Source organism: Brevibacillus sp. WF146 (assembly GCF_001673705.2).
Lineage (GTDB): Bacteria > Bacillota > Bacilli > Brevibacillales > Brevibacillaceae > Brevibacillus > Brevibacillus thermoruber.
In genome coordinates, this window is record NZ_CP109943.1 from 1,702,585 (window position 1) to 1,727,227 (window position 24,643).

Here is a 24,643-nt window from a genome sequence, read left to right on the forward strand (position 1 = left end):
CTTCTGTACTCAACAATATGGAAAAACGGGGAATGTGTCAAGAGGTACGTAATCTACGAGACGATAAAGATGACAGTAAGTCCAAATACAGACTGAACAAGAAATCACCATTCTACAAAACCAGACAAAACTGTGATAGAATGGTACATATTTTTTCCAGAAAAAAGGAGAAAATGCCGAATCAAACGTCACGTACACTGGGATTGAGGAGTTGACGACGCATGCGGAAGACGGATGAAGCGACTGCTCCTGCACAAAAGGGGCGCCGCGCCAGACGGAGCCGGCGGACATGGGGGATGCGCCTGCTGCTGGCGGGCTGCCTGTTTCTCTGTTTGCTGGCAGCCGGAGCCGCTTACAGCTTCACCCGGATCAACGACACCCTGGGGACGATCACGGATGACCCGTACAAGCTGCCGGACCAGCCCGCAGCGCAGCAGGCGTACGAGAAAAAGAAGCCGCTCTCCGTGCTGATTGTCGGGACCGACACCCGGAAACAGGAGGGCATGTTAAACACCGACGTGCTGATTCTGGCCGTCGTCGATCCCGGCGCGCAGCAGGTGACGATGGTCTCTCTGCCGCGCGACACCCGCGTCCAGATGCCGGGTTACCCGGGGTACCACAAAATCAACAGCGTGTTTTCCGCCGGGGAAAGCGCGCGGATTCGCGCGGAGCAGCGGGGCGAGACGGTGACCGAAAACGGCGTCTCGCTGTTGAAAAAAACGGTCGAAGCGATGGTGGGCATCCCGGTTCAGCATTACATCCTGTTCGACTTTGAGGGCTTCACCGCGGTGATTGACAAGCTGGGCGGGGTAGAGGTGACGGTCGACCGCGACCTCGTCTATGAGCTGCCGCAAGGGGGCGTCTACAAGCGTCTGAAAAAGGGGCGGCAGGTGCTGAACGGCGAGCAGGCTCTCGGCTTTGTCCGCCACCGTGTGGACCGGCGGGGACACGCCTACGACTCCAGCGATTTTGACCGCAACCGGCGGCAGCAGGACGTGATCAAGGCCGTAGCCGACAAGGTGACGTCGATGGACGGTCTGACGAACGCGTTCGCCATTCTCGAGACGGCGGGACAGCACGTCAAAACCGATCTGTCCAAAGAGCAGATCACCGGATTGGCCCTCGATTTCGCCGGCTTTTCCCCGGAGCGGATGGTTTCGCTGGACAACGGCGCCCTGTGGGATTCCCGCCTCTTGTACACGCTGTGGCCCAAAGAGAAGATGGATCACGTCCGCTCCGCCCTGCAAAGCGCCATGGGGGTCAAAACCGGCGCAACCTTGAGCGAGGCGGCCGTCGCCGAGTACGCCCGCGCGGAACGAAAAGAGCCGGCAGCGGCAAGCAAACAGACGGCTGGAAACGGGGCGGCGGGAGCCCCCAAACAGGCGGGGGCAACCGGCCAAACGGCTGCCGGTTCCACGCCTGCACTCAGCGGCGGCAAGTCCAAGCCGGCTGCTTCCGGCGACGAGTCGGCCGGAGGGGGGAGAACGGGCGGTGCCCCGGCGGACAGTCCCGCCTCGGGCGGAACCGGCGGACAGCAATTGCCTCCGCAGCCAAAGAACAGCCCCGAAGCCCCGCAGCCGCCCGCCAATCTGCCGCCGCCCGACATCATCGCCCCGCCCTCTTTTGAACCGCTTCCTGCCGAGGCGGCCGGCAAAGAAGAGAGCGGCGGTGCGGTTCTTCACTAGCAGGCGAAGAAACGACACGCGGCACCCCGGCGAACAGGCCGGCTGCCCGCAACCCCTCCTCGATGCTGCCGAGGAGGGGTTTTGTTGTTGGCACATCCCTTTTTCCCTATATCCATGATGTATAGATTGCTTCAAACATTGCCACGCTACTTAATGTATTTTTCTGGAGAAGGGTGTGGTTTGGTGGCAAACGAAGCGAAAGGGCAAGATTCTCTCATCATCGGCGTCGACGTCGGGTCGACCACCGTCAAAGCAACCGTGGTCGATCCCCGCACCAGGAAGATTCTCTGGTCGGACTACCAGCGCCATCATACCAAGCAGGCGGAAAAAGTGCTCGAATTCCTGGTGGCGATCGGCAATCAGTTTGCCGCCGTCCGGCGTGAAAACATTCGCGTCTTTATGACCGGCTCCGGAGCCGGTCCGATTGCGGAACACGTCGGCGCCAAGTTCGTCCAGGAAGTGAACGCCGTCACCATGGCGGTGGAACAGCTTCACCCCGACGTGGGCAGCGTGATCGAACTGGGCGGTCAGGACGCGAAAATCATCATTTTCAAAGCGAACGAAGAGACGGGGGACAAACAAGCCCTCACTTCGATGAACGACAAGTGCGCCTCCGGGACGGGAGCCACCATCGACAAGTGCATGATCAAGGTGGGCATGCCGATGGAGGAAGTGGGCAGGCTGCATTTCGACGATTCGAAACTGCACCACGTGGCCGCCAAATGCGGCGTGTTTGCGGAGACGGACATCGTCAACCTGGTGAAGAGCGGCATACCCGCGGCGGAAATCATGTGTTCGCTGGCGGACGCGATCGTCATGCAGAACCTGTCCGTGCTCACACGGGGAAACACGCTCAGGCACCGGGTGCTGCTCCTGGGTGGTCCCAATACATACCTGCCGTTCCTGCAGGAGTGCTGGCGCAAGCGCATTCCGCAGACGTGGGAAGAGCGGGGATATCAGTACCCCAGGGACATCCCCGTCGAAGAGCTGATCTTTGTGCCGGAAAACTCCCAGTACTACGCCGCGTACGGCGCCGTCATGTACGGCATGCACGAGCCGGCTGAGGTCGGCGCCTACAAGGGGATCGAAGCGTTGAAGGCCTTCATCGCCCACGGCCGCAAAGCCAAACTGGGCGAAAATGCCGGCCCGCCGCTTGTGGGCAGCGTCACCGAGCTGGAAGAATTCCGCCGCACGTACAGCATCCCGCGGTTCACGCCCGCCAGCTTCTCGCCGGGGCAAAAGGTGAGGGCGGTAATCGGGCTGGACGGTGGGTCGACGTCGTCCAAGGCAGTGCTCGTCGACGAGAGCGGCGCCATTCTCTTGAAAGAGTACCAACTGTCCAAGGGCAACCCTCTCGAAGACACCAAAGAGATGCTGCAGCGGATCCGCGACAAGGTGACGGGCGAGGGAGCGGAGCTGGAGATCATCGGCTTTGGCGCCACCGGGTACGCGGCGGACGTGCTGGAAAAGACGCTCAGGGCGGACGTCAACATCGTGGAGACGGTCGCCCACATGATGAGCGCCGTCCACCAGTTCGGGGATGTCGACGTGATCTGCGACATTGGCGGACAGGACATCAAGGTGCTCTTTTTGAAAAACGGCGACATCCGCAACTTCCGGCTGTCCAACCAATGCTCGGCGGGAAACGGCATGCTGCTGCAGGCGATGGCCGACCAGTTCGGCATCCCCATCCAGGAGTACGCGGAAACGGCCTTCAAGGCGGATCTCAGCCCCAAGTTTTCGTACGGCTGTGCGGTGTTCCTCGATGCCGACCGGGTCAATTTCCAAAAGGAAGGGTATTCCAAGGAAGAACTGCTGGCCGGCCTCGCCCTGGTCCTGCCGAAAAACGTCTGGCAGTACGTCGTGCAGATTCCGCGCATGGCCGAGCTGGGCCGCAAATTCGTCCTCCAGGGCGGCACGCAGTACAACCTGGCGGCCGTCAAGGCGCAGGTCGACTACATCCGGGAGCGGGTTCCCGACGCCGAGGTGTACGTGCATCCCCATCCCGGCGAAGCGGGCGCGATTGGCGCCGCGATGGAGACCCTGCGCGTCGTCAAGCGGCGGGGATATTCCACCTTCCTGGGGCTGGACGCAGCGATCGGGCTCACCTACATCACCCGCAACGACGAATCCACCCGCTGCACCTTCTGTCCCAACCACTGCAGCCGCACCTTTATCGACTCTGAGACGCCGGACGGACAGACGGCCCGCTACATCTCCGGTTTTAGCTGCGAAAAGGGAACGGTGGAAGACAAGGAGGCGGTCATTCGCCTGACCAAGAAGCGGCAGGAACTGAAAAAGCACTATCCCAACCTGGTGGAATACGAAGCGACCCGCATGTTCCAGCACTTCTACGATCCGGAACAGATGCCGTCGGCGGACGAGCCGGTAAGCGACGTCGTCGTGACGCGCGGCTGGCTGGGCCTGGGGGGTATGCGGAGAAAGGTGTATACGCGCCATTTTCAGCGCTCCTCGGCGGAGGCGGCGGAGCGGCGCGGCCAGATGCGCATCGGAATTCCGCGGGTGCTGAACATCTGGTCGACGGCTCCGTTTTGGCGCACCTATTTTGAAGCGCTCGGCGTCGACAAGAACAACATCGTCTTCAGCGACTTCACCAGCGAAGAGATGTGGCTGGAGGGCGGCAAGTACGGCTCGATCGACCCGTGCTATCCGTCGAAGGTGGCCCAGGCACACATCCACAACCTGCTGTTCAAGCATCACGAGCGAAAGCCGCTGGACTGCATCGTGTTCCCGTGCATCACCCATATCCCGACCCACCTGCAGAACGTGATGGATTCGGCGAGCTGTCCCATCGTCGCGGGGGCGCCCAACGTGATCAAGGCGGCCTTTACGAAAGAAATCGACTTCTTTGCGACGAGAGGCGTCGCCTACCTCGATCCGGCCGTCACCTTTACGGAGCGGCACATGATGAAGAAGCAGCTGTTCGAGGCGTTTCGGGACGTGCTGCAGATCACCGAGGACGAGAGCGATTTTGCCGTGGAGCAGGGATGGCGGGCGATGGATCTCTTCGACGCCGAAATGCAGGAGCGGGGCAAGGTGATCCTGGAGCAGGTGGAAGCGGAGAATCGTCTCGCCATCCTGATGATCGGGCGGCCGTACCACTCCGATCCCGGCCTCAATCACGGGGTGCTGGAAGAGTTTCAGGTATTGGGCTACCCCATTCTCTCGATGCGCTCCATCCCCAAGGACGAGCAGTGGCTGCGGCGCTTTTTCCGCGACGACATCGAGAGCGGGCGCGTGGAGCACGCGCTGGAGGTGACGGACGTCTGGCCGGAAAACTTCAGTTCCAACAGCGTGCAAAAGGTGTGGGCAGCCAAGTTCGCCGCCCGCCATCCCAACGTCGCGGTGCTTGATCTGTCCAGCTTCAAGTGCGGCCACGACGCGCCGACCTACGGGCTGATCGACGCGGTTATCTCGACGGCGGGAACGCCTTACTCCGCCTTGCACGACATCGACGCCAACAAGCCGAGCGGCTCGATCAGCATTCGTGTAAAAACCTATGCACACAGCCTGAGTCTGCACGAGGAGCGCCTGCAGGATGTGGCCGCGAAAAAAGCGGAGCTTCAGCAGCGCATCGAACAGAAGCGGCGGGAACTGCTCGGCATCAACACGCAAGAGCCGGCGGCTGCGATGGACCCGACCGGTTTCCCGCAGACGGGCAGCGAATCGATCCCGTCATGACGAATCTGAAAGGGGCGAAAACGCATGTCAACCACCAAGGAAATTCCCGTAAACGAGAACGCTTTTGCCGATGAATTGCGCCGTTTTCAGGAGGAGCAGGAACAGGCGCTGGGATTGACAGCCAGTCGGTCGCAGTGGTTCGATCCGGTTCCCCGCCAGTTTTTGGCCAAGGACAAGGCCAGCACCACCATCCTCTTCGGCGGACTGACCATGGCCCACGACTACCTGGTCGAAGGGGCGCTGTCCGGGCTGGGCTACAACGTGAAGCACCTGGACTGTCCGGACAACGAGGCGCTCCGGTTTGGCAAGGAGTTCGGCAACCGCGGCCAGTGCAACCCGACGTATTTTACCGTGGGCAACCTGATCAAGCATTTGACGCATCTGCGGGACGTGGAGGGCAAATCAAAAGAGGAGATCGTCCAGAACTACCTGTTCATCACCAGCGGTTCGTGCGGGCCCTGCCGCTTCGGCACGTATGTGACGGAGTATCGCAAGGCGCTGCGCGATGCCGGGTTTGACGGCTTCCGCGTGCTCCTGTTTCAGCAGCAGAGCGGGTTGAAGCAGGCGACCGGCGACGACTCCGCCCTCAAGCTGGACACCTCGTTCTTCCTCAGCTTCTTGAAAGCGGTCCTGTTGGGCGACATTTTGAACGCTATCGGCTACCGCATCCGTCCCTACGAGGTGGAACCGGGCGCCACCGATGCCGCGCTCGAAAGCTGCAAACATCGTCTGTACGAGGCCCTGCGCCAGCGCAGGCGGCTGATTCCCGCCCTGCTGGCATGCCGCAGGGAGCTGCAGGCGATCCGGGTGGACAAGACGCGGGTAAAACCCAAGGTGAGCATCATCGGCGAGTTTTGGGCGATGACGACGGAGGGGGACGGCAACTATCAACTGCAGCGCTTTCTGGAAAAGGAAGGGGCCGAGGTGGACGTGCAATCGCTGACCGCCTGGATCCTCTACCTGATCTGGGAAGGGCGCTACGACACGCTGAAGCGCATGAAGCTGCGCGGCGAGGACGGCGGCCGCTACGGGCTCGCCGGCAAAAATCCTGTCATGCGCCTGCGCATGCTGTGGGCGGCCGACCGCGTCCTCCGCTTGATGTTTTACAGCTACGCGAAGCTGTTGGGCTTGTCCGGCTACCATCTGCCGGACATGGACGAGGTGGCCCGGGTTGCTCATCAGCATTACAACAACCACCTGCGCGGCGGCGAAGGCCACATGGAAGTGGGCAAACTGATCCTGAACGTGGTCAAGCGGAAAGTGAACATGACGATCTCCGTCAAGCCGTTCGGCTGCATGCCGTCTTCCGGCGTATCGGACGGCGTGCAGTCGCTGATCACGGAAAGGTACCCGGATGCCATTTTCCTCCCGATCGAGACGACGGGAGACGGCGCGATCAACGTCTACAGCAGGGTGCAGATGATGCTGTTCAAAGCAAAGCAAGCCGCCCAGAAGGAATTCGAGGAAGCTCTTGCGAAACAGGGGGTGAGGCTGGAGGGGCTGCGGAAACTGACGGACCGCCCGGCCTTTGCCAAACCGCTGAAGACCAGCCGGCACCGGGTTGCATGTACGGCGGCCAACGCCGTTTACAGCCTTCGCCGCATCCCCCGGCTGTCCGTCCGGAGCAGCAAAGAGGAGATGCAAAGCGTCTAGCATGATGAAAAACGCGTTTTCCGCCAAGCAGCGGGAAGCGCGTTTTTTGCATATCCTGATGGAAAACGAAACCGGGGGAGGGGAGGAAGACATGAAGGAAAAAGAGAATCGGCCGACACCCGCTCAGGAACTGCAGTTAATCGGGCTGGTTTTGTCGCTGATCGGCGCTGCCCTACAATTGATCGGCTACTTCGAGGAAGTGACAGACAAGAAGAAATGAAGTACCCCATCGCTCGAAGCGATCATGGAGAGGCGTACAGGCATCATATACATGTTGATGAACGCGAGGAGAGGAGTCTATGGGCATCTCATGGCTGAGGGAGCGATGGACCCGCTGTCGGCAGAGCCGGTTTCCGTCGTTCTGGCGAATCAGACGAGCGCTGACGCGAAAATCGGCGGAACAGCCCGGCGGCCTGGCTGTGCTGTCCGGCCGCGATCAGGCCCTGGTGGACGCCATCCGCGAACAAACGCGCCAGCATAATCGCAACAATGTCACGCGGACGATGGCCTATTTGCAGTTTTACCTCAGGCATCCCGAAATCCACTGGGCGCTGCTCGGCCACATGGTCTCCCGAAACGGGGGGTGGAACATGACGGACATCAAGGGGGAACTGCTGTCCCGGCTCCTCTCCCGAAAGGAGCAGGAGGATTTTTTTGCGTTTTTGGAGCGGGGAAACTGGCTGATCTTCCACGACGTCTATCCGCAAATGCTGGTGTACGAGGAAAGCGTGAAGAGGCAGGCCAACCTGTTTTACCTGCTGCCGCACCTGCACGTCTCCCGCTTCATGCAGGTGCTGTGGGAGGAATTTTGGCGGGCGCCGCACGGTTGTACAGTCCCCGGCTCATCCACGCCTGGGGCGACGTGACCCATGCGGAGCCGGAACCGGAGGATTGGTGCACGGACGCGAGGTTCATCCTGTTTTTGCTGAATGAAAACGAAGAGGCGGGCGGTGATGTGGAGGATGCCTATTGTCAAACGCTGGAGAAAATCGAACGGGCGATTGTCGCCAAGGAAGCGATCTTTCCTGCCTGACGGCGGCCGTGCCTCGTTCAGAAGGTATGTGCCGGGGATGCTCCTGGCTTCCTGGGCGGGAACCTATTTGGACCTGATTTTCGTAAACGGCGGGTTCTACAGCTTTCCCGTCCGGCCGTTTCCGGGCGTGTTTGACATCAACGTGGCCTTTACGTTGATTCTGCTTCCCTTCTTTACCGCCTGGTTTCTGTTCTGGGCCGAACGGATGCCCGCTCTCGGCCGCGCCGCGTTCATCACGGTGCTCAGCCTGGCGATGACGCTGGCCGAACCCTTGTCCGAGAAGGCGGGATGGTTTGTCCATCGTGAAGACTGGCGCCATTTGTATTCCTTCTTCGGATATTTCGGCTTTCTCTGGCTGATGTGGACATTTCATCGATGGCTGCGCTTCCGTGCGTGATGCCTGCAAAAAGGGCGGAGAACATGCAAGGGGAGAACGCCCCCGAATTCTCCCTTTGCATGGATCTGTCTTCTCCGCTTAGTCCTCGTCAATTGCAGCTGCAGCCCACGATCACCAACAGGACAAACAGCACCAGCACCAGACCGAATTCGTCCAGTCCACAACTGTTGAAGATACTGCTCATCGCTTCCCCTCCTTTCCGCGATTAGTCATACTGTATGTGTGTCCCGTGGGTTTTGCCTGTACGCTCGCCCAATGTTGGCCGGCACGCCCGAGGCAAAATCCCGGTGCTGTTTCCTGCTTGAGCGCCGCGTGTTCCGCGTGGTGTTTCCGGAAAGCGGAAGACGGCCGGTGCCGACGAGGAAGTACCCCGGTTTGGGGAACGGATGGACAAGCCGGGACAGGTCTGCGGACTTGTAGTACAATAGACGTCAGAACAAATGTTTCCAGACGGATGGGGAGAATGCCGCGCATGAAAGTCATCATCGCCGAAAAACCGGACCAGGCGCTCAAGCTGGCCAGTCCGTTCGTGCATAAAAAGAAGCAGGGCTATGTGGAAATCCAGCCGAACCGGCTGTTTCCCCGGGGGGCGTTCATCACCTGGGCGGTCGGTCACGTGTGCGAGCTGGTGCCGCCGGAAGCGTACAACCCCGCGTGGAAAAAGTGGACGGTGGAGACGCTGCCGATCATTCCGGAATCGTTTCGCCATCAGGTGATAAAGGGCAAGGCCAAGCAGTTCGGCGTGATCAAGCAGCTTCTCCGGCGGCCCGATGTGAACGAGATCATCCACGCGGGCGACGCCGGACGGGAAGGGGAGCTGATCGTCCGGACGATCGTGGAGATGAGCGGGGTTCGCAAACCGATGAAGCGGCTGTGGATCTCGTCGCTGACGGAGCGGGCCGTCGTCGCCGGCTTCGAATCGCTGCTGCAGGAGGAGCAGACGCGCAGCCTGTACCACGAGGCGTACAGCCGGGCCTGCGCCGACTGGCTGGTGGGCATGAACGCCTCCCGCGTCTACACCGTTTTGCTGAAAGAAAAAGGGATCAGCGACGTGTTCTCCGCCGGCCGGGTGCAGACCCCGACCCTGGCGCTGGTGGTGAAGCGGGAAAAGGAAATCGCATCGTTTAAGCCGGAACCGTTCTGGGAGGTGAAGGCATCCTTCGACGTGGACGGCAAACGGTATGAAGGCGTCTGGCACAAGGACGGGCAGTCGCGGATCAACGACCCCGAGCTGGCGGAGCGGATCGCCGCGTTTTGCCGCGAGAAACCGGCGCGCGTGTCGGAGGTGAAGACGGAGCGAAAAGAGTTCCTGCCCCCGTACCTGTTCAACCTCTCCGCCCTGCAGGCGGCCGCCAACAAGCTGTACAAGTTTTCGCCGCAAAAGACGCTGGACGTGGCGCAAAAGCTGTACGTCAAGGGGTATCTCTCCTATCCCCGCTCCGATTCCGCCTTTGTGACGGCCGAGGAGGCGCGGGCGTTCCCCGACATCCTCTCCAGGCTGGCCAGGCAGCCGGAGTACCGCGGCTTTTTTCCCGCTCCGAAAGCCTCGATCGCCCAGGATCGACGCTACGTCAACCAAAAAAAGGTGACGGACCACTACGCGATTATCCCGACGGAGCAGGTGCCCACCGTGGCCAAGCTGGGGGATGACGAGCGGAAAATCTACGACCTGGTGGCCCGCCGGCTGATCGCCGCCCATTACGAGAGCGCGCTGTTTGATTACACCACGGTGGTCACGCTGGTGGACGGCCGGGCCGCATTTGTCAGCAAGGGAAAGGTGCAGCTCAGGGCCGGATGGCGGTCGGTGCTGTTCGACGAGGAGAAGGAGGAAGACGAACCGGTACTGCCGCCGCTGGCTGAGGGAGAAGAGGGCCGGGTGCGCAAGGCCAGCGTCAAGGAGAGCAGGACGCAGCCGCCCAAGCGCTACACCGAAGGTCAACTGATCACGCTGATGAAGACAGCGGGCAAGTATCTGGACAACGAAGAGCTGGAGAAGGTGCTGATGAAGACAGAAGGGCTGGGCACCGAAGCGACCCGCGCCGCCATCATCGCCACGCTGAAGCAGCGAAAGTACATCGAGGTCAAGCGGAACCAGGTGTACGCCACCCCCAAGGGCATGCTCTTGATCGACCTGATCGGTGACAAGATCCTGGCCTCGCCGGAAATGACGGCCCGGTGGGAGCAGCGTCTGGCGGAGATCGGGCAGGGATTGGCCTCGCCGCAGGCGTTCATGGAGCAGGTGAAAAAGCTGTCTCGCAAGATCGTGCAGGATGCGGTGGAGCAGTCGCGAAGCTGGAATCTGGACGGATACGACGTGGCGGCGATGCCGAAGCAGGCCTCCCGGTTCAGCCTGGGCAAAAAGGTGGCCGTCTGCCGCGCCTGCGGCGGCGATCTGGTGGACAAGGGGGATTTTTACGGCTGCGCCAACTACCGCAAAACCGGGTGCGGCGTGACGCTGTCCAAAACCATTTTGGGCAAGAAAATCACCGCCGCCAACGTCAAACGGCTGATGGAGACGGGCAGGAGCAATACGATCAAAGGATTTCAAAAGGGAGAGGAGCGCTTCGACGCCTATCTGCTGTGGGACGACCGGGAGCGGAAGGTGCGCTTGCAGCAGGAAGCCGGCAGCAAGGCAGGGCGCAGGCGTGATAAGCGAAAGGAAGAAGTTCCCGGTGAAACCGGGACGTCTCTTTTTTCGTAGATACGTTATAGAGAAGCGCAGCCGCACGTGCGCTGACGATCCCTTACCCAAGGAGGAAAAAAGTCATGTCCTTTTTCAAACGTCTGCGAGACCTGACCATGGCCAATCTGTTTGCTCTGATTGAAAAAGCGGAAGACCCCATCAAAATGACGGACCAGTATCTGCGCGACATGCAGGAGGATCTGGAAGAGGCGGAAAAAGCCGTCGCCGCCCAGATTGCGCTGGAGAAAAAATTCAAGCTGCTGTACGAGGAACAGGAAGCCCTCGTCAAGAAGCGCGACGAGCAGGCCCATCTGGCCGCGCAGGCGAAGAACGTCGATCTCGCCCGCCGCGCCCTGGAAGAAAAGAAAGCGGCCCAGCAGAAGATGGAGGAGTACAAGGCGAGCTACGAGCAGAATAAACGGGCGGCCGACAACCTGCGCGAGAAGCTGGCGGAAATGCGCAAGCAGATCAACGAGCTGAAACACAAACGGGAGACCCTGGTCGCCCGCGTCAACGCCGCCAAGGCCCAGAAAAACATCAACAAGGCGATGACCGGGTTTGACGCAAATACGGCGATGGCGGGGTTGAAGCGCATGGAAGAGAAGGCGCTGCAGCTCGAAGCGGAAGCGGAGGCCAGCGGCGACGTGTACAAAAAAGAAACATCGCTGGACGAGGAAATCGCCAAGTTGAACCGGGATCAGGAAATTGAAGACGAACTGGCGGCCCTGCTGAAAAAATACGAGGGGTAAACCGCTCTAGGCGGTTCCCCTTTTTCTCTGATTCCGCGAACTGCCGCAAGTAAATATTGAACGCTGTGGAGGGATGACCTTTGTCGTGGTTTGAAGTGCTGGCCATGCTGGTGTGGACCGGGGCCGGTGCCATTCTCTTGTTTGTGCTCATGTGGGTGGACAGTTTGTTCACCAAATACAAGGACATTACGGAAATGAAGAACGGGAACGTGGCGGTAACGACTCGTTTCATCATGAAGCTGTTTGCCCAGGGCTATATTTTGTCCCGGTCGATTGCCACTTCCAACGATCTGTTTATTGCCCTGTTGGTGTCTGTGGTTTCATTTGTCATATTGTTCATGCTGGAATGGATTGTCGAACGGCTGTTGAAAATGGCCGCGTCGCTTGATCTGGACGAGGGAACGCGGCAGGGTAAAGTCGCGTACGCACTGTTGGCCGGCTCTTTCCACATCGTCGGCGCAATGATTTTAGCCGCTTGTCTGTAGTGCGGGGAAAGGAGCGCATCTATGAGTTTGTTCAAGCGAATCCACGGTCTCTTTGCCAAGCATGAGCCGCTACCGGCAGAGCGCAGCATCCTTACCGTCGGGCCGGGAGATGTGGTGGAGGTGTCCCTGGTCACCTATCAGGTGACGGGCAGGACCCGGAACGTCAGTCGAAACGCCGTGATGCTGACCCTGCAGGACGGCCATCAGATACGCTATCTCTATATCGAAGAGCGGGAACAGGTGGTGTATCAGCTCTACAGCGCCATTGACGGCCGGCTGGATTTTGACGACGGGGTCCCGACCACGATCGAAATGGACGGGGTCGCCTATCATCTGGAGGAACACTACACCGGTCACGTGACGGCCCAGGGCAAAACCCCGTTCCCTTCGTCAGGAGAGCAGCACATCTGGCAGTTTCAATCCGACCAGCGCCATTTGCTGCGGATCGAATGGCAGGACGGCCGTTTCATGCTGTACGAGGGAGAGTTTGTCCTCCCGGCTGACGTGCAGGTCTTGCGCGGAACGTAGGGAGGGATGAGGATGGAACAGCGGCTGTTTCGAGCGGTCACGATCCTCCTGGTGCCAGCGCTCTTGCTCCTGGCCCTGGCCGGCTGCGGGACACCGACGGCCGGTTCCGGCTATCCGCTGGAATCGGTGATCTCCAAGGACGACGGGCAGTATTCCCGCGTCTACCGCGCCGAAAACAAAACGGTGCCGGAAGTGGCCCGTGAACTGGCAGAGCAGCGAGAGCCGGACGAGATCTCCAAAGAAGACGAGAAACACATGTTTCTCATCTATCCGGATGAATGGTACCACCTGCAGCAGGATGAGAAGAAACCTTCGGACACGCTCATCGAAGTGGACAGCAAGGAGTTTGTCCGGCAAAATTACGATCCGTCGTTTCTGGAGGGGTACATCCTGGCCAGCCTGCTGGATGACCTCTTTGACGCGCACAAACATGCCCCCGGCTCGTATCGCGGGTATACCACGAGAGACATCTACAAACCAGTGGGGACGTACCACATCCCCACCCAGCAGGAGAAAAAGGCGGCTCCTCCCGTCACCAAGCAGGGAACGGGGAGCATCATCAAGCGGAGCGACAAGCCGGCCGATCGGGGTTCTGTAATCGGCGCGGACGGCAGCATCACCAAAAAACAGGCGGAGCCGTCCACGGAACCGGCCGGGCGGGTCGGACGGATTATCCGAAAATCTGACAAGGACGCGACGATCTCCGATTCTTCCTCCTCATGGGGATCCTCGATCTTCTCCTCACCGCGAAGCAAATCGCCTCCGCGCACGAAGGTCGGAGGCTTCGGCCGAATCACGAAACGACGATAACCCGCTGATCACAGCGGGTTCTTTTCTTGTCGGCCACAAACGGGCGTCCGCCCAACACCGCAGGTAGGTGAGTGTCATACAGTGATACTGGTTAGTCAAACACCTACACAAGGAGGTCGCCTTCGTTGCATTCGCAGACGAGAGTGTATTATCCGTATGTCAGCCCGTTTGATCCGTGTCCGCCGATGCGGGTGAAGACATATGTGGTACCCCCCAACCTGTTCATCCAATTCCAGCCCCCCGGTTTGCCGCAGTTTTCTGCTCCCGAAGCCCTGCGCCACGGCGTGCTCTGGCCGGCACTGTACAGTCCGTACGAGGGACGGGACAGGAAAGGGAGGGAACGGAAGTGAGCGACCACAAACAAGTGGACGAACGCTACTACCAGCTTATGCATGAGCTGCAGTCGCTCGATTTCGTGCTGGTGGAGCTGTCGCTGTACCTGAACACCCACCGTGACGACATGAATGCGATCCAGCAGTTCAACGAGTACTCCGGCAAACGCTGGCAGGTGGCGTGCGAGTTCGAGGCTCACTACGGGCCGCTTCTGCAATACGGACACAGCTATTCCGGATATCCCTGGCAGTGGCCCGAATCGCCGTGGCCGTGGCAGGTATGAGGATGAGGAGGAGAACCGAACGTGTGGATTTATGAGAAGAAACTGCAGTACCCCGTACGCGTGAGCAAATGCGACCCGCGCATGGCGAAGTTCCTGATCGAGCAGTACGGCGGAGCCGACGGGGAACTGGCGGCGGCGCTCCGCTACCTGAACCAGCGGTACTCCATCCCCGACAAGGTGATCGGTTTGCTGACGGATATCGGGACAGAGGAGTTTGCTCATCTGGAAATGATTGCCACCATGGTGTACAAATTGACGAAAGACGCCACGGTCGAGCAGTTGGAGGAAGCCGGCCTCGGCGCCCACTACGCCAATCACGACAGGGCGCTGTTTTACAACAATGCCGCCGGCGTCCCCTGGACGGCGGCGTACATCCAGGCCAAGGGCGACCCGATCGCCGACCTGTACGAAGACATTGCCGCCGAGGAAAAGGCGAGAGCCACCTATCAATGGCTGATTGACATGACGGACGATCCCGACCTGAAGGACGGCCTCAAATTCCTCCGCGAACGGGAAATCGTCCACTCGCTGAGATTTCGCGAAGCAGTGGAATTGTTGAAAGAAGAGCAGGAAAGAAAAAAATTTTTCTGATTCACCATCTGATCCACCTGTACAGGTGGTTTTTTTCTGGCCGGATTCCCCGGGAAGACGGACCCGCCCCCGGCGATTCCACGGATATCCCGCTCCCGCGGCTAGTGTGTTCCCATGACGAAAAACTGTCGGAGACTCGACAAAAGAAGAAGGGATGTGCACACATCGTTCGACAGTCTTTGATGGGCGGTTTTGGCTATGATGGCATTGTTGGCAAATGATCCGTCGCCTCCGCCTGTCACGGGCTTGGAGGAATACCGGCAGAAAGGAGCGTTCAACGATGTTGGAACGAATCTTACAGCTTCGCTCGCAGTCCATGTCCATCGCGCAAATCGCCAAAGAATGCGGGCTGACCGTGGGCCAGGTGAAATACCGGTTGCAGAAGGGCAGATCGCGCTCCGAGGCCGAACCTGCCGCCAGCCGGAATGCCGCTCCGTCGCAGAACCGACCGGACGACGCGTGGCGGCTGCCGCCGTTTTACGGGCGGGATGTCGTCAAACTGATGGTGCAGGGTCCGACGGTGCTGTTCGTCTATTGGGAGATCACCTGGCCGCGCATGCGGATGGTCGCTTCCTACCTGCAGGCAGATTACCGGCAGATCGACAAGGGGCTGCGACTCTACGACGTGACCGACCGCTTGTTTGACGGCACCAACGCTCATGGCCACCGGGACGTGACCGTGTCGGACGGCGCCCACTCCTGGTTCGTGCATGACGTCCAGCCGGGGAGGACCTACATCGCCGACTTCGGTCTGTTCCACCGCGAGCGCTTCTATCCGATCCTGCGCTCGGAGCCGGCGGCGACACCCCGCAATCACCCGGCAGCCTGGGGCGAGCCGTTGGTGGAGCCGGCCGCTGACACGCGTGTGCCTGCCTGGTTTGAGAACTTTTCCTCCTATTCCCTCTATCCCAAAACGTCAAAATGAGCGAGGTGTCTGTGGTGTCAAACGGTTATCTCTCCCTCGTGCTGCACGCCCATCTGCCTTACGTGCGAGATGGCGAGCGGGACGATCGTCTGGAAGAGCGCTGGGTGTACGAGGCCATGCTCGAGTCGTACATCCCGCTCTTGCTGGTGTTTGACAAACTGCTCGCAGACAGCATCCCGTTTCGCATCACGCTGGCCGTTTCGCCCCCGCTGCTGTCCATGCTTGACGATCCGTTGATCCGGGAGAGGTTCCAGCGCCACCTCGCCAAAACGGTCGAGCTGGCCGGAAAGGAATGCAGGCGGACGAGCGGCAGCCCGGAGGAGCACCGCGTGGCGAAGATGTATCTGCGGCGCTTTCGGGAGATCGCCGCGTACTGCCGCAAGTGGGATTATGCGCTGATTCCCGCCTTGAAACGGCTGCAGGATAGCGGCTGCGTGGAGCTGATCACCTGCGCCGCGACTCACGCGTTTCTCCCCTTTGTGGAGACGGAAGAGGCGATCCGGGCCCAGCTCATGGTGGGGATTGATACGCATGAGCGCATTCTCGGCCGCCGTCCCGCGGGAATCTGGCTGCCTGAGTGCGGCTATACCCCGGGGCTGGACCGCCTGCTGAAAGAAGCGGGCATCCGCTATTTTTTCACCGACAGCCACACGGTTCGCCACGCCACCCCCCAGCCGCGGCGGGGGCTGTTCGCGCCGCTATTGACTCCGTACGACGTGGCCGCCTTTCCGCGCGATGAAGAGGCATCGCGTCAGGTGTGGAGCTCCGTCATCGGCTATCCCGGGGATTACGATTACCGGGAATATTACCGGGACATCGGGTTTGACCTGGACTGGGCGTACATCGCTCCGTACGTTCATCCCGAGGGAATCCGCGTACATACAGGCCTCAAGTACCACCGGATCACCGGGCGGGACGTGCCGAAAGCCATTTACGATCCCGACCGGGCGAGGGAGAAGGCGGCCGTTCACGCCGGTCATTTCCTTGCCAGCCGGGAGGCGCAGGCGGTGCAGGCAGCCGAATGGCTGGATCGCCCTCCGTTGATCACGGCCACGTACGACGCCGAACTGTTCGGCCACTGGTGGTACGAAGGGCCGCAATTCCTCGATTTTCTGCTGCGCAAGACGGCCTGCGATTCACAGGTGATCAGCCTGACCACGCCGTCCGCCTACCTGGACGACTATCCCCAGATCGACCGCGGCCGTCTGCCGATGTCGTCCTGGGGGCGAAACGGCTACGGCGAAGTCTGGCTCAACGAGCGAAACGGCTGGATCTACCGCCACCTGCACCAGGCCGAGCGGGAGCTGATCGAACTGGTGGAAGAGACCCACGACGATCATGAGGCCCGTCCGCTGCTGCGGCGCGGACTGCAGCAGGCGGCCCGGGAGCTGATGCTGGCGCAGAGCAGCGACTGGGCGTTTATCATGGACGGACAGACAGTGGTGGACTACGCCGTCCGCCGCACCCACGACCATCTGGCCTGCTTTCGCGAGCTGATGGAGCAGATTCGGGCGGGGACGATCGATCCCGAACGTCTGGCCGCAAGAGAGCGGGCGTATCCGCTCTTCCCCGCTGTGGACCTACGGTGCTATTTGCCTGCAGGTTCGCATAGAGTGAACGTATCGCGTCAATATGTCGCCGCCGGCAAGGAGCGTGTAGAAGGGCTGCGGGTGCTGATGCTGAGCTGGGAGTTTCCGCCGCGCGTCGTCGGCGGACTGGGCCGGGCCGTGTACGATCTGGCCCGCCATCTGGCGAGGCAGCACGTGGAGGTGCACGTGCTGACAGCCGCACCGTGCACGGCCGCGCAGGCGGAGCTGGTGGACGGGGTGCGTGTCCATCGCCTCAACACCTACGTTCCAGGAGAGCAGAGCGATTTTCTCGACTGGGTATTTCAGCTCAACCTGGCCATGACGGACGCGGCGGAACGGTTGGTGCGGCAGGGCTTTCGGCCCGATCTCATCCACGCGCACGACTGGATGGTCGGATGGGCCGCGCTGGAGCTGAAACAGCGCTTTGCGCTGCCGTTGGTGACGACGATCCACGCGCTGGAGCACGGCCGTCACCAAGGGATTCACACCCCGCTGCAGCAGCGGATTCACGAGCGGGAAGAGAACCTCTCAGCCGCATCCGACCGCCTCATCGTGTGCAGCCGCTACATGGCCGGGGAGGTGAACAGGCTGTTTGGCGTACCGCAAGAGCGTATCGACGTGATCCCCAACGGTGTCGAATGCCCGCCGGCCGCGACAGCGGATGAAGAGGAGCGGATGCGCGGCGTGCGGGAGGAACTGGGGCTGGGGACGGGACCGGTGATCTTGTTTGTCGGCCGGATGGTGCGGGAAAAAGGGGTTCACCTGCTGCTGGAGGCGGCCCCTCGCGTACTGCACGATCATCCGGAAGCCGTCTTCGTCCTGGCGGGAAAAGGGCCGATGCTGGAAGAGTGGCGGCAGACGGCGGAGCAGCGGGGGCTGTCGTCTCGCGTCCGGTTTCTCGGCTTCGTCGACGACGTCCGCCGCAATCTGCTCTTCCGGCTGGCTGCCGCAGCCGTTTTTCCCAGCTTGTACGAGCCATTCGGGATCGTGGCGCTGGAGGCCATGTCGCTGGGGACGCCGGTGATCGCGGCCGATACGGGAGGCTTGCGGGAAATCGTCCGCCACGGCGAGAACGGGCTCACCTTTTACACCGGCAACGCCGATTCGCTCGCCGATCAGTTGTGCTGGCTCCTGCACCGCCCCGATGAACGCGGGCGGCTGGTCCGCCTGGCGCGGGAGGACATCCTGCGTCAATACGACTGGAACCGGTTGGCGCTTCAGACGCTGGATTTGTATCGTTCGTTGGGTTCAACCTTGGCAACTTCGATCTGACCGAGAGGAGGAACGGTTGATGAAAGCAGTGATCATGGCCGGCGGCAAGGGAACCCGCCTGCGCCCGTTGACGGTCCATACGCCCAAACCGATGGTGCCGCTGTTAAACCGGCCCTGCATGGAATACACGATCCACCTGCTGAAACGCCACGGGATTACGGACATCGCGGTCACGCTGCAGTACCTCCCCGATGCCATCCGCAGCTACTTTGGCGACGGTTCGCGCTTCGGCGTCTCGCTTACCTATTTCGAAGAATCGACGCCATTGGGTACGGCGGGCAGCGTAAAGAACTGCGCCGATTTCCTGGATGACCGGTTCCTTGTGATCAGCGGAGACACCTTGACGGACATCGATTTGACGGAAGCTGTCCGCTTTCACGAGCGAAACGGCGCCCTGGCCACGCTGATCCTGACCAGAGTGGAGACGCCGCTGGAATTCGGCGTCGTCATGACGGATGAGAGCGGACGAATCACCCGGTTCCTGGAAAAGCCGAGTTGGGCCGAAGTGTTCAGCGATACGGTCAACACCGGCATGTACGTCTTTGAACCCGAGGTGCTTTCCTATATAGAAGAAGAGAGGGAAGTGGATTTCAGCAGAGAGCTGTTTCCCGCCTTTTTGGACGCGGGTCTGCCGCTGTTCGGCCACACGGCGGAGGGCTACTGGTCGGATATCGGGTCGCTGGAGGTGTACCGGCAGGCGCAGGCTGACATGCTGGACGGACGGGTGAGGGTGGAGATTGACGCGCGCGAGATCGCCCCTCGCATCTTCCTCGAAAACCACGTGCGGATTGATTCGTCCGTGCGGCTGGAAGGGCCGGTGTACATCGGGGAAAACGTTCATCTGCAGACGGGTGTGTCGGTCGGCGCCTACTCCGTGCTGGGTAGCCATTCGGTCATTTCCGCCGGGACGAGGCTGGGGCAGTTGATTTTGTGGGAAAACGCCTTCGTCGGCCAGCGGGCGGAACTGACGGGCGCCACACTGGGCCGCAACGTGAGCGTCGGTCCGTGCGTCCTGCTGGGCGAGGGCGCGGTCATCGGCGACCACTGCCGGATCGGCGCCAAGGCGGTGGTAAAAGACGGGGTGAAGATCTGGCCCCACAAGGAAATCGGGGAAAGCGCCAACGTGCACACGTCACTCATCTACGGGGCGAAGCAGTCGAAACACCTGTTCGGCAGCCAGGGCATCAAAGGGCTGGGCAATGTGGAGATCACGCCGGAATTCGTGACCCGGCTGGCTGCCGCATACGCCTATCTGCTCAAACCGGGCAGCCGGATCGCCCTGTCCGCGTGCGCCCATCCGTTTGCCCAACTGCTCAAGCACAGCATCATGACCAGTCTCTGCTCGTCCGGGATCGACACGATCGACATCGGCATCTGCATCGCGCCGGTAAACCGGTACGGCGTCCGCCGGTTCCAATGCCAGGGCGGGATCCACATCCACATGGCCGAACCGGCCGAGGAGAAACAGGTGGTGATCCAGTTCGTCGACCACCTGGGGCTGCCGGTCTCCCGCGATTGGGAGCGGAAAATCGAAACCGCCTACTGGCAGGAGACGTATGTCCGTTCGCTTCACCACCTGGGCGAACTGCACGTGGAGCACCAGGTGCAGGAGGCCTACACGCGGGAGCTCCTGGAGCAGATCGACGCGGCGCCGATTCAGCGCCGGGGGTTCAAACTGCTGGTCGAGTGCGAGACCCGCTTCCTGCCGGCGTTTCTGGCTCCGCTGTTTTGCGCGCTGGGCGTGACCGCCGTGTACGGCGCCGTCGCGGAAGGGGTCGGCAGGCACGGTGTCGATCTGGCAGTCCGCCTGCACAAAAACGGCGAGCAGTTCGAGCTGTTCACGGAAACAGGGGAGCGGCTTTCGCCGGAACAGCTTCTGGCGCTGCAGCTCCTCGCATGCCGGGGGCATCGGCGGCAGATCGGCCTGCCGGTCAGCGCGCCGGAAGAGGTGGAGCACCTGGCCCGGCTGATGCAGGTGGACGTGGTCCGCACCAAGCTGTCGCCGCGCGCGATGATGGAGGTATCGCCGGACGAGCGGTTCCATCCGCTGTTTGACGCGGTCTTCAGCCTGGTCGGCATCCTCGCGTACCTGTCCCGGGAAGAGCAGCCGCTCAGCCGGTTGGCCGCTCAGCTCCCGGCATGCCACATGGACAAAACGACGGTGTTTTGTCCGTGGGCATGGAAGGGAAAAGTGATGCGTAAAATGTTGGAGGAACACAAAGGCAAGCCGCTGGAGTTGGTGGACGGCATCAAGGTGTACGACGCCCACGGCTGGGTGCTGATCCTGCCGGATACGGAAGATTCCCACGTCAATATCATTTCGCAGGGCGTGACGGCGGAAACGGCGGCCACCCTCGCCGCTTCGTTCGCCCGGCGGATCGCGGAGTTCCAGTCCCGATAACGCGCATTCCGCTTTCGGGAGCCTTCTCGTGAAGTTTTTTCAGATCGGAAGGGACGTGACATCATGCCAAGACCGCTTGTGGTGGGCAACGGAAAGTTGCTGATCAACTTTGACGACAGACTGCACATGCGCGATCTCTTCTATCCGTACGTCGGGGAACTGAATCACGTGGGCGGTCATTTCTGCAAGCTGGGCATCTGGGTGCAGGGGCGGTTTTCCTGGCTGGATGAAGAGGGCTGGGTGCGCAAGCTCGGCTACCGCAACGAGTCGCTCGTGACCGACGTCACCGCCCGTTACGAGCAGTTGGGGCTTACGCTATGCATCGCGGACGGCGTGCATCAGCGCGACCCGATTTACTTAAAACAGGTCCGTGTCCGCAACCACTTCGCGGAGACGCGGGAAGTGCGCCTGTTCTTTCATCACGACTTCAGCCTGAACGAGACCGAAGTGGGGGATACGGCCGTGTACGATCCCCTGCTTCACACCGTGTACCATTACAAGCGCAGCGTCTACATCATGATGAACGGCCGGACGGCGGAGGACGGCATGTTCCAGTACAGCGTGGGCATTAAGCGGTTCAATTACGCGGAAGGGACCTGGCGGGACGCGGAGGACGGGCTGCTGGAAGGAAACACGATCGCGCAGGGCTCGGTGGACAGCACCGTTTCGTTCCGCCTCGTGCTGGAGCCGCTGGAAGAGCAGACGCTGTACTATTGGATGTGCGTCGGCGACACGTACCCGGCGGTCAAGGAATTGAACCAGTACGTGCTGGACAGCGGAGCGGACCGCCTGCTGGCGCGGGTAGACGTCTACTGGCGGCGCTGGGTGAACAAGGAGGAGCGGAGCTTTGCCGACCTGCCCCCTGAGGTGGTCCGCCTGTACAAACAGAGCCTGTTGATCATCCAGACGCAGATTGATCAGCACGGCGCCATTCTGGCCGCCAACGACTCGGACATCCTGCAGTACAACCGCGACCATTACAGCTACATGTGGCCGCGCGACGGGGCGCTGGTCGCCTGCGCAATGGCCCGGGCGGGATACAGCGGGACGGTGGCGCCGTTTTTTCGCTTTTGCCGGGACGCATTGACGGACGACGGCTATCTGCTGCACAAGTACAACCCGGACGGTTCCGTCGGTTCGAGCTGGCACCCGTATGTCCGGGACGGGGAGCACCAGCTTCCCATCCAGGAAGACGAGACGGCGCTCGTCCTCCACGCGCTGTGGGAGATGTACCGCTGCGGCAAGCAGATCGAGTTCTGCCAGCGGCTGTATCCCTCGCTGGTCAGGCCGGCCGCCCGTTTTTTGCTGTCCCATCTCCATCCCGAATGGCAGCTTCCTCTCCCCAGCTACGATTTGTGGGAGGAGCGCAGAGGGATCTTTACCTTTACCAGCGCCGCCGTCTACGCCGGACTCAAGGCGGCGGCCCGGTTTGCCCAGTTGTTTGGCGACGACCACCGCTTCCAGCGCTACGACGAAGGGGCGGAGCGCGTCCGTTCGGCCATGCTGCAGCATTTGTACGACCCGGACCTCGGCCGGTTTTTGCGCGGGGTGTACGTGCGGCCGGACGGAAAGCTGGAAAAGGATGAGACGGTGGAAAGCAGCCTGTTTGGGCTGTTTGCCCTGGGCGTACTGCCGGCCGACGATCCCCGGGTGGTCAGCACGATGGAGGCGGTCAAGCACAGACTGCGGGTGGATACGCCGGTGGGCGGAATCGCCCGGTACCAGGGAGATCCGTATTTTCGCAAGGCCCACGACACGGCCAGGGTGCCGGGAAACCCCTGGATTATCTGCACGCTGTGGGTAGCCGATTGGGAGATTGAGAAAGCGCGGTCGCTGGAAGAACTGGGCGAAGCGAGGGAGCGGCTCGCCTGGGTGGTGCGGCACGCGATGGAGAGCGGCGTGCTGTCGGAGCAGTTGGACCCGTACACCGGCGAGCCCGTCTCCGTCGCGCCGCTCACCTGGTCGCACGCCACCTTTGTCGCCACGGTGCTGCGTTACGTGGACAAAGCAACCGAGATCCGGCAAAGAGAGGAGAGGTGAATCGCAGTGAACGACATCCGCTTTGGCACGGACGGCTGGCGCGCCATCGTCGCCGATCAATTCACGGTGGAAAACGTGCGCGTCGTCGCCCAGGCCATTGCTGCCTATACCAGGGAGATCGGCCATCAGGAACAAGGCATTATCATCGGTCATGACACCCGCTTTTTGGGCCGCCGCTTCGCCGAGACGGTGGCAGGCGTGCTGGCCGCCAACGGCATTCGCGTCTATCTGGTCAACGAAGCGGCGCCGACGCCGGCCGTCGCGTTCGGCGTCAAGCATTTTGCCGCCAGCGGCGCGGTGATGATCACCGCCAGCCACAACCCCCCCGAGTACAACGGGATCAAGTACATTCCCGACTATGCGGGACCGGCCGCTCCGCAGATCACCGGCAGGCTGGAAGAGCTGATCCGGGCGGTCCAGGAGGCGGGCGGCGTCCGGGACATCTCGCTAGAAGAAGCCAAGGCGCGCAGGCTGCTGCAGGTGATCGTGCTGCGTCCGCACTACGAGGCGCACCTCAGGCGAATGGTCCACCTGGACGTTCTGAAACAATCACCGCTCCGGGTCGTGATCGATCCCATGCACGGCGCCGGGATTGGCTACGTAAGCGGACTGCTGGGAGAAGCGGGGGTGGAAACGGTCAGCATCCGCGAGACGGCCGACCCGTTTTTTGGCGGCAGCCTGCCGGAGCCGAACGATCACCATCTGTCCTTGTTGAAGCGGGAGGTCGTCGACCGGCAGGCCGACCTGGGGTTGGCCAACGACGGAGACGCGGACCGCTTCGGTGCCGTTGACCGTTTCGGCCGGTACGTGCCGCCCAACGCCGTGCTCGCCCTGCTGACCCGCCACCTGGTGAAAAACAGGAGGCTGCGCGGCCGAATCGTGCGCACCGTGGCGACCACCCACCTGTTGGACCGGATGGCGGCCCGGTACGATCTGGACCTGGTGGAGACGCCCGTCGGGTTCAAGTACATCGGCGCCCAGATGCTGCGGGGAGACGTGCTGATCGGCGGCGAGGAGAGCGGCGGAGCCAGCATCCTCGGCCACATCCCGGAAAAGGACGGCATCTTGATCAACCTGCTTTTGGCGGAGATGTGCGCCTGGGAAAAGAAAGGCATCGACCAGATTCTTCAGGAGGTCTGCGACGAGTTTGGCGAGTTGTTTTCGACGCGGCTGGACATCCGCCTGCCGGAAAAAGACCGCTGGATGCAGCAGATGCTGGCGGTGCCGCCCGGCCAGGTGGGGCCGTTTGCGGTGCGGGAAATCAACCGCATGGACGGCATCAAGCTGCTGCTCGACGGCGGCCATTGGGTGCTGATCCGCCCGTCCGGGACAGAGCCGCTCATCCGCATCTACTGCGAGGCGGCGAACGCCGCCGCTTTGGAGAAGATCAGGGAGGCCGTTCAGGACTGGTTTATCGAGATCAACGCGTAACGAACGGGACCCCCCTCCGGCCTCGCCGGAACGGAAACGCGTTTGCGGGGGAA

At 61.3% G+C, this 24,643-nt stretch carries 20 protein-coding genes and 1 pseudogene; 20 read left to right on the plus strand and 1 reads right to left on the minus strand.

The genetic code is table 11. The features are described 5' to 3' along the window. Window positions 1-221 precede the first annotated feature (221 nt). From A6764_RS08400 to A6764_RS08425, 7 genes and pseudogenes are all read left to right on the plus strand, one after another. Window positions 222-1,685, plus strand: coding sequence for an LCP family protein (locus A6764_RS08400; protein WP_264622479.1), 1,464 nt, complete (start codon window positions 222-224; stop codon window positions 1,683-1,685). A 183-nt stretch (window positions 1,686-1,868) separates the two neighbouring features. Next, complete coding sequence (locus A6764_RS08405) at window positions 1,869-5,387, plus strand: BadF/BadG/BcrA/BcrD ATPase family protein (RefSeq protein ID WP_255309645.1); 3,519 nt, start codon at window positions 1,869-1,871, stop codon at window positions 5,385-5,387. Between the two features lie 24 nt (window positions 5,388-5,411). Next, window positions 5,412-7,040: a 2-hydroxyglutaryl-CoA dehydratase gene (locus tag A6764_RS08410; RefSeq protein ID WP_065066823.1), complete on the plus strand. Its 1,629-nt coding sequence runs from the start codon at window positions 5,412-5,414 to the stop codon at window positions 7,038-7,040. A gap of 1 nt (window position 7,041) precedes the next feature. Beyond that, a complete protein-coding gene (locus A6764_RS08415) occupies window positions 7,042-7,260 on the plus strand; it encodes a hypothetical protein (RefSeq protein WP_065066822.1) in 219 nt (72 codons plus the stop codon). 79 nt (window positions 7,261-7,339) lie between these two features. Continuing rightward, window positions 7,340-7,855 (plus strand): annotated as a pseudogene (locus tag A6764_RS08420) (DUF2515 family protein); the annotation flags it as partial. A gap of 11 nt (window positions 7,856-7,866) precedes the next feature. Continuing rightward, window positions 7,867-8,073, plus strand: a complete 207-nt coding sequence (locus A6764_RS22370; protein WP_065066820.1) for a DUF2515 family protein — start codon at window positions 7,867-7,869, stop codon at window positions 8,071-8,073. After that, complete coding sequence (locus A6764_RS08425) at window positions 8,003-8,470, plus strand: CBO0543 family protein (RefSeq protein WP_319800807.1); 468 nt, start codon at window positions 8,003-8,005, stop codon at window positions 8,468-8,470. Before A6764_RS22370 ends, A6764_RS08425 begins: the two co-directional genes overlap by 71 nt. A gap of 88 nt (window positions 8,471-8,558) precedes the next feature. Here A6764_RS08425 and A6764_RS08430 read toward each other — a convergent pair whose 3' ends face one another. Continuing rightward, entirely contained in the window at window positions 8,559-8,654 is a 96-nt protein-coding gene (locus tag A6764_RS08430; protein ID WP_029099988.1) for a YjcZ family sporulation protein, read from the minus strand. 288 nt (window positions 8,655-8,942) lie between these two features. Between A6764_RS08430 and A6764_RS08435 the strand changes: the two genes are divergently transcribed. The 13 genes from A6764_RS08435 to A6764_RS08495 all read left to right on the plus strand — a co-directional run bounded on the left by A6764_RS08435 (window position 8,943) and on the right by A6764_RS08495 (window position 24,590). Further along, window positions 8,943-11,171 (plus strand): DNA topoisomerase III, encoded by a 2,229-nt coding sequence (locus A6764_RS08435; protein WP_065066818.1) that lies wholly within the window; start codon window positions 8,943-8,945, stop codon window positions 11,169-11,171. Between the two features lie 65 nt (window positions 11,172-11,236). Beyond that, a complete protein-coding gene (locus A6764_RS08440) occupies window positions 11,237-11,902 on the plus strand; it encodes a PspA/IM30 family protein (RefSeq protein ID WP_029099990.1) in 666 nt (221 codons plus the stop codon). Between the two features lie 80 nt (window positions 11,903-11,982). Beyond that, window positions 11,983-12,387: a DUF350 domain-containing protein gene (locus A6764_RS08445; RefSeq protein WP_029099991.1), complete on the plus strand. Its 405-nt coding sequence runs from the start codon at window positions 11,983-11,985 to the stop codon at window positions 12,385-12,387. Window positions 12,388-12,408: 21 nt separating this feature from the next. Further along, entirely contained in the window at window positions 12,409-12,915 is a 507-nt protein-coding gene (locus A6764_RS08450; RefSeq protein WP_065066817.1) for a DUF4178 domain-containing protein, read from the plus strand. A gap of 12 nt (window positions 12,916-12,927) precedes the next feature. Beyond that, window positions 12,928-13,725 (plus strand): DUF4247 domain-containing protein, encoded by a 798-nt coding sequence (locus tag A6764_RS08455; protein WP_065066816.1) that lies wholly within the window; start codon window positions 12,928-12,930, stop codon window positions 13,723-13,725. Window positions 13,726-13,850: 125 nt separating this feature from the next. Next, entirely contained in the window at window positions 13,851-14,075 is a 225-nt protein-coding gene (locus A6764_RS08460) for a spore coat associated protein CotJA (protein ID WP_029099994.1), read from the plus strand. After that, a complete protein-coding gene (locus A6764_RS08465) occupies window positions 14,072-14,341 on the plus strand; it encodes a spore coat protein CotJB (protein WP_065066815.1) in 270 nt (89 codons plus the stop codon). The genes A6764_RS08460 and A6764_RS08465 overlap by 4 nt, the downstream gene beginning before the upstream one ends. Window positions 14,342-14,362: 21 nt before the next feature. After that, entirely contained in the window at window positions 14,363-14,932 is a 570-nt protein-coding gene (locus A6764_RS08470; protein WP_029099996.1) for a manganese catalase family protein, read from the plus strand. Between the two features lie 280 nt (window positions 14,933-15,212). Beyond that, entirely contained in the window at window positions 15,213-15,857 is a 645-nt protein-coding gene (locus A6764_RS08475) for a DUF4912 domain-containing protein (protein ID WP_035295085.1), read from the plus strand. Window positions 15,858-15,871: 14 nt separating this feature from the next. Then, window positions 15,872-18,718, plus strand: a complete 2,847-nt coding sequence (locus A6764_RS08480; protein ID WP_141669631.1) for a 1,4-alpha-glucan branching protein domain-containing protein — start codon at window positions 15,872-15,874, stop codon at window positions 18,716-18,718. A 19-nt stretch (window positions 18,719-18,737) separates the two neighbouring features. Further along, window positions 18,738-21,119, plus strand: a complete 2,382-nt coding sequence (locus A6764_RS08485; protein WP_065066813.1) for a sugar phosphate nucleotidyltransferase — start codon at window positions 18,738-18,740, stop codon at window positions 21,117-21,119. A gap of 63 nt (window positions 21,120-21,182) precedes the next feature. Next, on the plus strand, window positions 21,183-23,159 hold the full coding sequence (locus tag A6764_RS08490) for a glycoside hydrolase family 15 protein (RefSeq protein WP_065066812.1): 1,977 nt from the start codon (window positions 21,183-21,185) through the stop codon (window positions 23,157-23,159). Window positions 23,160-23,165: 6 nt separating this feature from the next. Next, window positions 23,166-24,590, plus strand: coding sequence for a phosphoglucomutase/phosphomannomutase family protein (locus tag A6764_RS08495; protein WP_176703247.1), 1,425 nt, complete (start codon window positions 23,166-23,168; stop codon window positions 24,588-24,590). Window positions 24,591-24,643 lie beyond the last annotated feature (53 nt).